The 13264-nt window shown below is 66.6% G+C and carries 10 protein-coding genes; all 10 read right to left on the reverse strand.

The annotated features are described in order from the left end of the window. Window positions 1-194 (reverse strand): formate dehydrogenase (locus tag AC1D0P_RS17070; protein ID WP_477677839.1); only part of this gene is annotated, 194 nt, incomplete at its 3' end. Between the two features lie 199 nt (window positions 195-393). After that, the gene (locus tag AC1D0P_RS17075; RefSeq protein WP_477677840.1) at window positions 394-1011 is read right to left on the reverse strand and encodes a TorD/DmsD family molecular chaperone; all 618 of its coding nucleotides are present in this window, start codon (window positions 1009-1011) and stop codon (window positions 394-396) included. Between the two features lie 29 nt (window positions 1012-1040). Further along, entirely contained in the window at window positions 1041-3170 is a 2130-nt protein-coding gene (locus AC1D0P_RS17080) for a 4Fe-4S binding protein (RefSeq protein ID WP_477677841.1), read from the reverse strand. Further along, window positions 3097-3789 carry a DUF3306 domain-containing protein gene (locus AC1D0P_RS17085; protein ID WP_477677842.1) on the reverse strand — a complete coding sequence of 231 codons (693 nt, stop codon included), beginning with the start codon at window positions 3787-3789 and terminating at the stop codon, window positions 3097-3099. Before AC1D0P_RS17085 ends, AC1D0P_RS17080 begins: the two co-directional genes overlap by 74 nt. Continuing rightward, complete coding sequence (locus AC1D0P_RS17090) at window positions 3782-4369, reverse strand: DUF3305 domain-containing protein (protein WP_477677843.1); 588 nt, start codon at window positions 4367-4369, stop codon at window positions 3782-3784. Before AC1D0P_RS17090 ends, AC1D0P_RS17085 begins: the two co-directional genes overlap by 8 nt. A 46-nt stretch (window positions 4370-4415) precedes the next feature. Beyond that, window positions 4416-7286, reverse strand: coding sequence for a formate dehydrogenase subunit alpha (fdhF, locus tag AC1D0P_RS17095; protein WP_477677844.1), 2871 nt, complete (start codon window positions 7284-7286; stop codon window positions 4416-4418). Next, window positions 7283-9106 (reverse strand): NADH-ubiquinone oxidoreductase-F iron-sulfur binding region domain-containing protein, encoded by a 1824-nt coding sequence (locus AC1D0P_RS17100; RefSeq protein WP_477677845.1) that lies wholly within the window; start codon window positions 9104-9106, stop codon window positions 7283-7285. Before AC1D0P_RS17100 ends, fdhF begins: the two co-directional genes overlap by 4 nt. Continuing rightward, on the reverse strand, window positions 8994-10727 hold the full coding sequence (locus tag AC1D0P_RS17105; protein WP_477677846.1) for an OFA family MFS transporter: 1734 nt from the start codon (window positions 10725-10727) through the stop codon (window positions 8994-8996). The genes AC1D0P_RS17100 and AC1D0P_RS17105 overlap by 113 nt, the downstream gene beginning before the upstream one ends. 281 nt (window positions 10728-11008) lie before the next feature. Continuing rightward, window positions 11009-11950 carry a LysR family transcriptional regulator gene (locus AC1D0P_RS17110; protein ID WP_477677847.1) on the reverse strand — a complete coding sequence of 314 codons (942 nt, stop codon included), beginning with the start codon at window positions 11948-11950 and terminating at the stop codon, window positions 11009-11011. 28 nt (window positions 11951-11978) lie between these two features. Then, window positions 11979-13070 (reverse strand): iron-sulfur cluster carrier protein ApbC, encoded by a 1092-nt coding sequence (gene apbC, locus AC1D0P_RS17115; protein ID WP_477677848.1) that lies wholly within the window; start codon window positions 13068-13070, stop codon window positions 11979-11981. Window positions 13071-13264 lie beyond the last annotated feature (194 nt).

Below are 13264 nucleotides of genomic sequence, written 5' to 3' on the forward strand. Positions count from 1 at the left end.
GTCTTGTAGTAGCGCTGGACGTGTTCCGAGAGGCTATAGCCGCCGCCTTTTTCAGGGGCCGGCTTGGGCGCGGGGAGTTCGGCCTGGAGGGCAGGCACGCCGGGCAGGGCCACGACGGCCGCTGCGGCCGCACCCGTGGCGGCGGCGCCGAAAAAGAATCCCCGTCGCGAGGGTTTTGGCTGGCTGTCCTGCATGGTGTTCTCCAAGGGGAAGGCTTGCTCGGTATGCAACCGTTTGCATAGTACTGTACGTCAGAGGGACCTGCTTCACAATGGATTGCCCGACTCAATCCGGGGGGCTAGGGAAAACGATAGGCCCTCTTATGATCCCTGCAAGCCCGCGTGGCTCGGCCTGCCGCGGGCGGTCTCAATTTGAGAAAACTTCGCCCGACCCTCAGCCCAGCATGTCGAAACCCTGGGCCTCGACACTCATGAAGGCCTGCGTGAAAGCCGCCAGCGCCGCGTAAAAACGCGCCTTGGGGTGTTGCGCGACGGCCTCGCACATCAAGGGCAGCCAAGGCTGCAGGTGGCGCGCGAAAAACTCGCGCTGCCGCGTGAGGTTGGCCACGGCCACGTCGTCGCCGGCGATCAGGTAGCGCATGACTTCGCAGAGGTAGGCCACGTGGTCTTCGGTTTCGGGCATGGCCTCGTCGCGCGCCAGGCCCAGCGCCGCGAGTTCGGTGCGCAAGGCGGCCAACGGTTTTTCGTTGAGGAAGCCGCTGAGGTAATGAGAACCAAAGAGGTATACCTCGGGCTTGCCCACGCCGCCGAACAGCGCATCGTGCTCGCGGGCGACGGCCTCCAGGTCTTGCGCGCGCGCCGCAGCCACCAGCTCGCCCCAGGGGCTTTCCAGCAGCGCGCCCTCGGCGGGCGCGGCCGTCACGGCGACGCGCAGGTTTTCATACAGTTCAGCCGTTGGCGCGGCATAGTACAGCGCGGCCAGCAGGCCGTAGACCTCGGCGCGCGCGGTTTCTTCATCCAGGGCGGAGGCGGTGAGAGAGGCGGGTGTCATGGCGGCGTCTTGTTTTTGTGGTCGGGTGCTCAGCGGATGTCGGTGATCCTGACTTCGTTGTCGGCGGAATACAGGTCGATGACGCGGCAGTCGCCGCACATCTTGAGGCGGTCGGCCGCGGCGCCCTGGAACATCGCATGGCCGGCCAGCTTGCCGAGCATGGACTCGATGCCCTTGAGCGTGCCGAAGGGCTTGGCGCAGCGTATGCAATGGTAGGGCGCGCTTTCATTGAGCACCCTCGCCTCCTTGCGCTGCGGCGTCAGCAGCAGGCGCGGCTGCAAGGTGATCGCGTCCTCGGGGCAGGTGGTGGCGCACAGGCCGCACTGCACACAGTTTTTCTCGATGAACTTGAGTTGCGGGCGCTCCGGGTTGTCCTGCAGCGCGCTGGCCGGGCAGGCGCTGACGCAGCTCAGGCACAGCGTACAGCTGTCGGCATTGACCACCAGGCTGCCGAAGGGCGAGCCCTGGGCCGGCAGCGCAATCGCTTCAGGCAGGGCCGCGGGCGCTTGCGCCATCAAGTGGTCCAGCGCCATGTCCAGCGTGCTGCGTTTTTCCTGCGCGACGGCAAAACGCGCGGGGCTCGCGGGCACGGCGGGGCGGTTGCGGGCCAGGGCCTGCAGGCCGGCGTCCAGGCCAGCGAGATCACCGGTTTGCGTGCGCAGCAGCTGGAAGTGAACGCCCGCATAACCCAGGCCGTTCATGAGGGCTTGCGCCACGCCCATCTGCTGCGTCAGGCCTTCGAGATAAGCAGGTGCTTCTTCACAGGTCACCAGCACGGCGACCTGCGCGGCGCCGAAAGCGATGGCGCTGAGCCAGAGGTCCAGGCCCAGGCTGGCCGTGTGCCACAGCGCCTGCGGGATCACGTTGGCGGGCACGCCGCGCACGGTTTTTTGCAGGCGCGCGGCGCGGCCCAGGGCCTCGACGGCCTGCTGGCCGCCATCCTGGCTGTGGAACAGCATCACGGGCTGCGTGCCGCCCGCCTTGGCGTAGGCCGACAGCAAGGTCTTGAAGCGCACGCCCTGTTCGCTCGCGCGCGGATAAGCGTAAGTGAGCGCACCCGTCGGGCACACGGTGGTGCAGGCGCCGCAGCCGACGCAGAGGTTGGGGTTGACGACGATTTGCTGGCGCTTTTTCTCACTGCTGACGGCGCCCGCTGAACAGATGTCTATGCAGGCATTGCAGCCCACGGTCTCGTTGCGGCTGTGGGCGCAGAGCTTTTGTTTGTAGGCAAAAAACTTGGGCTTCTCGAATTCACCCACCATGTCGCGCAGCTTGACCACCGTGGCCAGCAGGCCGGGCGAGGCCAGGCCGGCGGAGGCGTCCAGCGCGAAGTAGCCTTGCGGCGGCGCATGCAAGGTGATCAGCGGCGTGGCGCCCAGGTCGAGCACCAGGTCAAACGCCTCGGTGAGTGTTTGCGGCTCGCGGTTGAAGTCAATCGCTCCGGCCACTTTGCAGACGGCCACGCAGTCACGGTGGGATGTGCACTTGCCGGCGTCCACCTGGTAGCTCAGGTCGATCGCGCCTTCGGGGCATACGGCCACGCAGGCATTGCAGCGCGTGCACAGGTCCAGGTCTATGGGATTGGTCTTGTCCCAGCTGGCCTTGAAAGCGCCCAGCCAGCCGCTGAGCGCGAGCCGCTCGCCGCTGACCACCGGGTATTTGCGCTCCTGCGCGGGAAGGCCAGCTTGCGCCGCGACGGAAACGCCCTGCGCGAAGATCGTCACCTCCAGCGTGTCGGCCAGCAGCGCCGCTACTTGCTCGGCCTGGTCCAGCGCGCCGACGATCAGCAGGCGGCCGGCACTCTTATAGGTAACCGTGGCCACAGGCTCGGCATCGGGCAGTTGGGCCGCGGCCAGCAGTGCCGCAATTTTCGGCATGGCGGCGGAGGCGTCCTTGCTCCAGCCGCCGGTCTCGCGGATGTTGACGAACTTCACGACCGACGTGGCACCTTGGGTCTGCGCGCCGACCTCGGCGAACAGGCGCTTTTCCTGGGTGCAGGCAACCACCACGTCGTCGCCCGATTGCACGGCCTTCTGGAAGGCCCCCGCCTCGCGCCGGCACAGCGCTGAATGCAGCGTCAGGCTCTCATTGAGCGCCGCGCCCAGCGCCTGGGGCTGGAGCGGCATGGTCTGGTTGCAGTCGCAAATCAGTGTGGGCATGGTCTTGTTGGCTACCGGCCACGGGAGGCACGGGTTGGCTGGTCTCTGGCGGACCGGACGGCCCCTGCGGGCCTATGTCCGGCGTTTCATAGGAGGACTGTGCCACGGTTTCATCCGTGGGGTTATTGGCGCTTTCCCGCGGCGGGGCCGCGTCGTCCTGCGCGCCATCTTTCTTGTCCTCATCCTCGTCGCCAAACAGTTCCAAAAACTTCGCGCTGGCCATCTGCCGCAACATGGACTCTGGAATCGGCTCCGACTTGCTGTAGTCGTCGATGTAGGTATCCAGGCCGTCCATCACGTTGAAGTGCGGATCGGCGAAGAGTTTTTTCATGGCCGCGTTGCGCACCTCGGGGCTTACGCCGCCGGCCATGAAGGGCTTGAAATCGGAGTCTTTGGTCAGCAGCCGGGCGTCGTCGAGTGTCAGCACTTTGGGAGGCGCTGCATCGGGCGTAGCGGCAGGGTCAGGCGCCGGGCTTGTGGTCTGCGCCACAGTTGGGGGTGTAGCGGGGTCGACCGGGGTGACTGGAACGGCAACGGCCGGTTCCTCCAAAGCCTTGCCCTGGCGCACCTCTTCCTTGCGGCGTGCCCAGCGACCCAGGAAGCCGGCTTCCTCAGCCATGGCCGCCTCCGCCGGATTTTTTGCCGGTGCTCACGCTGGCCGGGTTGCCGAAGCGGTCGCTCAGCGGCTTGAAGCTTTGCGGCCGTTGCCGGCGCTTGGGCTCCAGCACGTGATGTTTGTCGACGAATGCCTGCAGCCACTGCACGACCTCGGGCGGCGCGGGCACCTGCTCCACGGTTTCCTGCGCGTCCAGCCAGCGGCCGGCATCGTGGTAGCTCAAGGTGACGATCTGGGGAATGGCCACGGGCTCTTCGGCCAGCCGCGCTTCCTCTTCCATGCGCCACACCACCCAGAAGCAGGGCTGCTCAGTGCTGGCGTTGAGGTAATAACCTTCGGCGTCGTCGGTGAACAGTTCGACCAGAAAGCCCGGGTGCAGCCAGCGCTCTTCGCGTTCGTCTTTCAACAGCAGCCGCGGGGCGGGGCCGAAGCCGTCCTCATGCGGCACGACGTCGGCCAGCGACCAGCGCCACGGTTGCCAGCGGTTGTCGATGCGCTCGCGGCGCATGACGACGGCCACCGCCGTGCAGGGCCGGGGCGTGGCGGCGTCTGTTTCGGGAGAGCGCAGCTGGAAATCAGGCATGCCCGCAGTGTACGGCGGGGTATGCCCCCCCGCCGGCAAAGACCCTCTAGCGGGCAACCCCTTCGCCATAACCCTGGGTCGCCGACACCTGGCCGCCGCGGCGTATCGCGACGGCGCAGTACTTGAACTCCGGGATCTTGCCGAAGGGGTCCAGCGCGGCATTGGTCATCAGGTTGGCGGCCGCCTCGTAATAGGCGAAGGGGATGAAGATCGCGCCGTGCGGCGTGCCGTCGTCGCGGCGCACGTGGATGGCGACCTGGCCGCGCCGCGACTGCACGGTGATCACGTCGCCGGCCTGCAGCCCGAGCTCCGCCAGGTCGTCGCCGCACAGCGAGGCCGTGGCCATGGGCTCAATCGCATCGAGCACCGTGGCGCGGCGCGTCATGCTGCCGGTGTGCCAGTGCTCGAGCTGCCGCCCGGTGATCAGCACAAAAGGGTAGTCCGCGTCGGGCCGCTCGTTGGCCGGGATGATGTCGGCGGGCACCAGGTGGACCCGGCCGTCGTTGGTGGCGAAACGATCGATGAAGACGGTGGGCGCGCCGGGGTCGTCTTCGGTGAGGCAAGGGTAGGTCACGCTGGACTYGCGCTCCAGGCGCTCCCAGGTGATGCCCGAGATGGCCGCGTGCATGGCCTGGCGCATTTCCTCGTAGACGGCCGCCACGCCCGAATGCTCGCCCGCGTAGTTCCAGGTAAGCCCCATGCGCTGGGCGATCTGCTGGATGATCCAGAGGTCGGGTTTGGCCTCGCCGGGCGGCGTGACCGCCTGCTTGCCCAGCTGCACCATGCGGTCGGTGTTGCTGACGGTGCCGGTTTTTTCGGGCCAGGCGGTGGCCGGCAGCACGACGTCGGCGAGCCAGGCGGTTTCGGTCATGAAGATGTCCTGCACCACCAGGTGCTGCAGGCTGGCCAGCGCGTGGCGCGCGTGGTTAAGGTCGGGGTCGCTCATGGCCGGGTTCTCGCCCATGATGTACATGCCGCGCACCTTGTGCGGGTCGCTGTCGGGCGCGAGTGCCTTGTGCATGATCTCGACCACGGTGTAGCCGGGCTTTTCGTCCAGCGGGGTGTCCCAGAATTTCTCGAACCAGGCGTGCGCGCCGGCGTTGTCCACGCGCTGGTAGTTGGGGAACATCATGGGGATCAGGCCCGCGTCGCTGGCGCCCTGCACGTTGTTCTGGCCGCGCAGCGGGTGCAGGCCGGAGCCGGGCTTGCCGATCTGGCCAGTCACCGTGACCAGCGCGATCAGGCAGCGTGCGTTGTCGGTGCCGTGCACGTGCTGGCTGATGCCCATGCCCCACAGGATCATCGCGCCCTTGGCCTTGGCGAATTCGCGAGCTACCTCGCGCAGGGTTTGCGCCGGGATACCGCAGATGGGCTCCATGGCCTCGGGGCTGTAGCCCTTGACGTTTTCCTTCAGCGCCTCGTAGTTGCTGGCGCGCTTGCTGATGAAGTCCTGGTCGGCCAGGCCTTCGTCGATCACGGTGTGGATCAGCGCGTTGAGCATGGCCACGTCGGTGTCGGCCTTGAACTGCAGCGTTCGCCAAGCGTGTTTGCCGATGTCGGTGATGCGCGGGTCGGCGAGCACGATCTTGGCGCCGTTCTTGGCCGCGTTCTTCATCCAGGTGGCGGCCACCGGATGGTTGGACGTGGGGTTGGAGCCGATCACGAAGATCAGGTCCGAATGCTCGACGTCGTTGACCTGGTTGCTCACCGCGCCCGAGCCCACGCCCTCAAGCAGCGCCGCGACGCTGGAGGCATGGCACAGCCGCGTGCAGTGGTCCACGTTGTTGGAGCCGAAGCCGATGCGCACCAGTTTCTGGAACAGGTAGGCCTCTTCGTTGCTACCTTTGGCCGAGCCAAAACCGGCCAGCGCCTTCTTGCCGTGCGTGTCGCGCAGGCCCTTGAGGCCGCCGGCCGACAGGGCCAGGGCCTCTTCCCAGCTCGCTTCGCGGAACACCTCGGACCAGTCGGCGCTGTCGCGGTTGAGATGTTGCAGCGCCTCGGGGTCTTTGGCCACGCCGGCCTTGCGGACCAGCGGCACCGTCAGGCGCTGCGGGCTGTGGGCATAGTCGAAGCCGAAACGGCCCTTGACGCACAGGCGCGAATGGTTGGCCGGGCCGTCGCGCCCGTCCACGCTGACGATCTTGTTGTCCTTGACGTTGTAGGTCAGCAGGCAACCGACGCCGCAGAAGGGGCAGACCGAGTCGACCTTTTTGTCGACCACTTGCGAACCAACCTGGGATTTCGGCATGAGCGCGCCCGTCGGGCAGGCTTGCACACATTCGCCGCAGGCCACGCAGGTGCTGTCGCCCATGGGGTCGTCCAGGTCGAACACGATTTCGCTGTGCGAGCCGCGCATGGCGTAGCCGATCACGTCGTTGACCTGCTCTTCGCGGCAGGCGCGCACGCAGCGGTTGCACTGGATGCAGGCGTCCAGGTTCACCGCCATGGCGGGATGCGAGACGTCGGCCTTTGGCTGCTCGCGGCGCAGGGCCTTGAGTTGGGGGCGCACCTGCACCTCCATGCGGGCCGCCCATTCGCTGAGTTCGCCGTGCTGCAGCGACTCGTCTTTTTCATTCCATTTGTAGCCGGCGTCGGGCATGTCGGACAGCAGCATCTCAAGCACCATCTTCTGGCTCTTGAGCGCGCGTTCGCTCTGCGCCTGCACCTCCATGCCGGCAGTGGCGCTGCGGCAGCAGCTGGGCGCCAGCGTGCGCTCGCCCTTGACCTCGACCACGCAGGCGCGGCAGTTGCCGTCGGGCCGCAGGCCGTCCTTGTAGCAAAGATGGGGAATGTCCACGCCGTGGCGCGCGGCGGCCTTGAAAATGGTCTCGCCTTCGTAGGCATGGACGGTCTTGCCGTCGAGCTTGAACTCGACGGTCTGCGGCGTCACTTCAACCAGTTTGGCGGGAGCGTTCATGCGGTGGCTCCAATCTCGTGCGGGAAATATTTCTGGATGCTGCGCACCGGGTTGGGCGCGGCCTGGCCCMGGCCGCAGATGGAAGCGTCGGTCATCACAACATTGAGGTCTTCGAGCGTGTCGCCGTCCCAGTGCTCGGCCTGCATCAGCTTCGCGGCCTTGGCCGTGCCGACGCGGCAGGGCGTGCACTGGCCGCAGCTYTCGTGTTCGAAGAACTTCATCATGTTGAGGGCGGCGTCGCGCGCGCGGTCCTGGTGGCCCAGCACCATGACGGCGGCCGAGCCTATGAAACAGCCATAAGGCTGCAGGGTGTCGAAGTCCAGCGGGATGTCGCCAAGCGAGGCCGGCAGGATGCCGCCCGAGGCGCCGCCGGGCAGGTAGGCGTAGAAGTCGTGGCCCTCGGCCATGCCGCCGCAGTATTCGGCGATCAGTTCCCGCACGGTGATGCCGGCCGGCGCCAGCTTGACGCCGGGCTGCTTCACGCGGCCGCTCACGCTGAAGCTGCGCAGGCCCTTGCGGCCGTTGCGGCCGAAGCCGCTGAACCACTGCGGGCCTTTTTCGACGATATCGCGCACCCAGTACAGGGTCTCGAAGTTGTGCTCCAGCGTCGGCCGGCCGAACAGGCCCACCTGCGCGATGTAGGGCGGACGCATGCGCGGCTCACCGCGTTTGCCTTCTATGCTTTCGATCATCGCGGACTCTTCACCGCAGATGTAGGCGCCCGCGCCGCGCCGCAGTTCGATCAGCGGCAGCTCGCAGGGCGGGTCCGCGCACAGTTTGGCCAGCTCGGCCTGCAGGATGGCGCGGCAGTCATGGTATTCGTCACGCAGGTAGATGTAGCAGGCCTCCACGCCCACCACCTGGGCCGCGATCAGCAGGCCTTCGAGGAAGCGGTGCGGGTCGCGCTCCAGGTAGCTCCGGTCCTTGAAGGTGCCGGGTTCGCCCTCGTCGATGTTGACGGCCATCAGGCGCGGCGCCGGCTGATCGCGCACGATGCGCCATTTTCGGCCGGCCGGGAAACCCGCGCCGCCCAGGCCGCGCAGGCCCGAGTCTTCCATGGACTTGATGATGCGTTCCGCGTCTTCCTCGCCGTTGACCACTGCGGCGGCCAGCGCGTAGCCGCCGTGCGCGCGGTACAACGCGTAGCCGGTGTACTCGGGCATCGCGGCCACCTCGCCGGTGCCCGTACCGGTCACGCTGTGTTCAGCGAAATCGGCGGCGATGAAAGGAGCGGCGGCCTGCGCCGTGCTTGCGGGCGCCGGGGCCTGGCCGACCGCGGAAACCACGGCCTCCAACGTCGCAAAAGGCACGGCCTGCTGGTGCACCGCCACGGCGGGTGCCTGCTCGCAGCGGCCTATGCAGGGCGCGGCGATCACGCGCACGTCCTGGCTTCCGAGCAGCGCCGGCAGGCGCGCCAGCAGATCCTGAGCGCCAGCCAGCTCGCAGGCCAGGCCGTCGCAGACCCGCACCGTCAGGCCCGGGGCCTGGGCGTCGCCGCGCACCACCTCAAAGTGGTGATAAAAAGTGGCGACCTCGTAGACCTCGGCCATCGGGATGTTCATCTCTTTGGCCAGAGCCACCAGGTGCCTGTCGTGCAGGCAGCGGTTAGCGTCATTGAGCGTGTGCAGGTGCTCGATCAACAGGTCGCGCCTGTGGCCCGCCTGCGGCCGCGCGCCTATCAGCGCGCGCACCTCGTCCAGGGATTGGTCATCCGCCTGGCGCCCCTTGAGTTTGCTCTTGCGGCGTATGCGCTCGCGCATTTCGTCGACCGTGGCGACGGCGACGGCTTTGACTTCGGGACTGCGACCAGGATGGTTCATTGTTGGCTTGGCCGACGTCCCCGCGCGCGGGCGCGGGGAGAATGCCCACCGCGAGCCAGGCCAGCACCACCACCGCGGGGCTGACCGTGCTGCCGTTGCCGCCATTGCCGCCGTTGGCGCGGTGCAATTCGGAGGCTGCGGCTTTTTCGTGCGCCAGGCGTTTTTCTTCCGCGAGTTCGCTGTCCGTCATGAACCACTTGGGGTTCAGCGGGCGCACCAGCAGGTTGCAGATGAGGCCTATCACCAGCATGCCCACCAGGATGTACATGGTCTGGTTATAGACCTGTTCACGCGGGATGCCAAGGCCGAGCTGGTATTCGCGCATGTAGTTCACCACCACCGGGCCCAGGATGCCGGCCGTGGCCCAAGCCGTCAGCAGGCGGCCGTGGATGGCGCCCACCATCTGGGTGCCGAAGATGTCGGCGAGGTAGGCCGGCACGGTGGCAAAGCCGCCGCCGTACATGCTCAGGATCACGCAGAAGGCGCCGACGAACAGCAAAATGCTGCCGGCCGCCGCGCTGCCCGGCACACTGAAATACAGCACGCCGCCCAGCACGAAGAACACCACATAGGTCATCTTGCGGCCCAGCTTGTCGGACAGGCTGGCCCAGAAGAAGCGGCCGCCGATGTTGAACAGGCTCAGCAGCGCGGTAAAGCCCGCGGCGACGCCGGCAATGGCCGCCAGCTGGGTCTTGTCGAGCTCGCCGAACTTCTTGGCGACGCCGATCAGCGAGCCGCCGAAGACTTCCTGCAGCATGGGCGAGGCCATGCCGATCACGCCGATGCCGGCGCTCACGTTCATGCACAGCACCATCCAGATCAGCCAGAACTGGGGAATGCCCCAGACTTTTTTCACGTGCACGTGGCGCTGCGTGATCATGGTGTTGTTGCTCGCGGGCGGCGGCGTCCAGCCTTCGGGCTTCCAGCCGGTTTCAGGCACGCGGTAGCCGAAAGCGCCGGCCATCATGAAGACGAAATAGCCGAGCGCCATGACAACGAAGGTCTGCATCACGCCAACGCTGGTCGGCGTCGCGAAATATTTCATCAGGTCGGCCGCCAGCGGCGAACCTATCATCGCGCCGCCGCCGAAGCCCATGATGGCCATGCCGGTGGCCATGCCGCGGCGGTCCGGGAACCACTTGATCAGCGTGGAGACCGGCGAGATGTAGCCCAGCCCCAGGCCTATGCCGCCAATGACGCCGGAGCCGAGGATCATGAGCCAGAACTGGTGCAGGTAAATGCCCAGCGCCGATATCAGCATGCCGCCGCACCAGCAGACAGCCGACACCACACCGGCTTTGCGCGGGCCGGCGCGTTCCAGCCAGCCGCCCCAGGTGGCCGCTGAAATGCCCAGCAGCACGAAGAACAGGGTGTACATCCAGCCCAGCGTGGAAATTTTCCAGTCGCAGCTGGTGGTGAACAGCTCGGCGAAAAAGCCGACTTCAGGGCCGCATTTGATGGATTCCTTGATGCCCAGCGCCCTGGACAGCGGCAGCCAGAACACCGAAAAACCGTAGGCCATGCCTATGCACAGGTGAATCGCCAGCGCGGCGGGGGGAACCAGCCAGCGGTTGAAGCCGGGGCCGGCAATGATGCGCTCTTTATCGAGAAATCCTGACATGTCTTTCATCTCCGTGTTATTGCTTATGTATTTCCCACCCTGATCGAGGTGCGCGAAGTGTCGCGGCCACACGGCAACACGGTCAAATTGAATCGAGACATGCCCCCATTCAAAAACTAAATCAATAGAGCCCCCACGGTCGCGCACTTCGAGCCTGCGGCGCGCTGCCCCTTTCCTCACGTAGGGGGCCGCTGCGCCTGCGGCCCGGCAAAGCCGGTTCCGCGGCCCCTGCTGGTGTGGGAGCCCCTTGCTGGGGTGTGGGGGAGATTCGCTGGAAGCGGCTAGACGCTGAGCAAGCCGCTGTGGGCTGCGGCGTGGCGCAGCCAGCCTGCGTCCTGGGCCAGGGCCAGGGCCGCTTCGAGGGTGCGGGAAGGGTCGCCGCCCTGGGCCATGAAGCCTATGCTGGTGCGCACCTCGGGGCTGACCAGGGGCAGGGCTTCGAGTTCACGGTAGCCGCGCACCGCGCCGACCAGCGCGCCGGGCATCACGGTGCAGACATTACCTTCAGCCACCGACAGCGCGAGTGTGAGGATGGAGTTGGTCTGGATGACGGGCTCGCAGGCTTCACCAGCCTCCTGGAAGGCCTTGTCGACGATGGTGCGGTTGTGCATCTCGCGCGTGAGCAGGCACAGGGGGTGTTTCGCGGCCTCGGCCCAGGTGATCTTGGGGCCTATTTGCATCAGGTCCTGGCTCGCCTTGGCGGCGCGGCGAACAAAGAAGTAGTGCTCCGTGTACTGCTTGATCTGGCGCAGGCTGGGCCCGTTGGCGCGCAGCCGGTCGGTATAGCCCAGGCCCATGTCCAGGGACAGGCTTTCCAGGCCGGCTTCCAGCTCGTTGGAGCTCATGGAGCGCACCGTCGGCGAGATGCCGGGGTAGCGCGCCTGCAGCAGCGCGCAAAAGCGCGCGGCAACCGGCATGGCGGTGGGCACTGCCCCTATGCTGAGGCTGCCCTGCGGCTTGCCGATGCCGCTGTCGAGCTCCTGCTGCAGCATTTCGCGCTCATGCAGCATGCGCTGGGCGCTGAGCAGCACGCGCTCGCCTTCGGGCGTGAGGCCTTCGAAGTTGCGCCCGCGCCGCACGATGACGGTGCCGAACTCGCGCTCCAGCGCGCGCAGCGCGTTGGACAGCGCCGGCTGGGTGATGTGGCAAGCCTGCGCCGCGCGGCCGAAATGTTTGTGCTCGTCGAGAGCGGCCAGGTAACGCAGGGATGCCAGCAGGTTCATGGGGGTGCGCCTCGCCGCCTGGTGCGCTTCAGGTGTTCTTGCTGATGGTGATGGTCGGGAACTTGGCGGAGAAGTCCTTGGCCTTGGCCGCCACGGTGACGGCCATCTTGCGCGCCACGGCCTTGTAGATGCCGGCGACCTCGCCGTCCGGGTCGGCCACCACAGTGGGCCGGCCGTTGTCGGCCTGCAGGCGGATCTGCATGTCCAGCGGCAGCGCGCCCAGGTAGTCCATCTTGTAGTCGGCCGCCATCTTCTTGCCGCCGCCCTCGCCGAAGATGTGTTCGGCATGGCCGCAGTTGCTGCAGATGTGCACCGCCATGTTCTCGACGATGCCCAGGATGGGCACGCCGACCTTCTCGAACATCTTGATGCCCTTCTTGGCGTCGAGCAGCGCGATGTCCTGCGGTGTGGTGACGATGACCGCGCCCGTCATGGGCACGCGCTGCGACAGCGTGAGCTGGATGTCGCCGGTGCCGGGCGGCATGTCGACGATCAGGTAGTCCAGGTCTTTCCAGTTGGTCTGGCGCAGCAGCTGCTCCAGCGCCTGGGTGGCCATGGGGCCGCGCCAGATCATGGCCTCGTCCTGGGCGACCAGGAAACCGATGGACATCACCTGGATGCCGTAGTTCTCCATGGGTTCCATGTTCTTGCCGTCCACACTCTCGGGCCGGCCTTCTATGCCCATCATCATGGGCTGGCTGGGGCCGTAGATGTCGGCGTCGAGCAGGCCGACGCTGGCACCCTCGGCCGCCAGGGCCAGGGCCAGGTTGACGGCGGTGGTGCTTTTGCCGACGCCGCCCTTGCCGGAAGCCACCGCGATGATGTTCTTGACGTTGGGCAGCAGCTGCACGCCGCGCTGCACGCTGTGGCTGGCAATCTTCACCGTGACGTTGACCGAGACGTTGCCCACACCCGCCACGCCCTTGACGGCGGCGATCAGGCTTTTGCGCAGGCCGGCAATCTGGCTCTTGGCCGGGTAGCCCAGCTCGACATCAAAGGACACGTCGCTGCCGCTGAGCTGCAGGTTTTTAAGCGCCTTGGTGCTGACGAAATCCTTGCCGGTATTCGGGTCGAGCACGGTCTGTGCGGCATTCAGGACTGCCTGTGTGTCCAGGGACATGGGGAAATACTCCGTTGAATCTGTCGGGGTGGGCCGGCGCTGGGGGAGCGGCGGGCCTGCGGGGGGCTTGGCCTGAAGTCTAACGCCGTGGCGGCGCCCACTGGGGTCATGGGGGCTTGGCGGGGCAACGTAGCCCCTGGGCGACTTAAAATCGCGGGTTCGAACCTGTTCACGGTCTAAACGGGGCCGCGCAA

The sequence above is a fragment of the Polaromonas sp. P1_G2 genome (assembly GCF_056405515.1).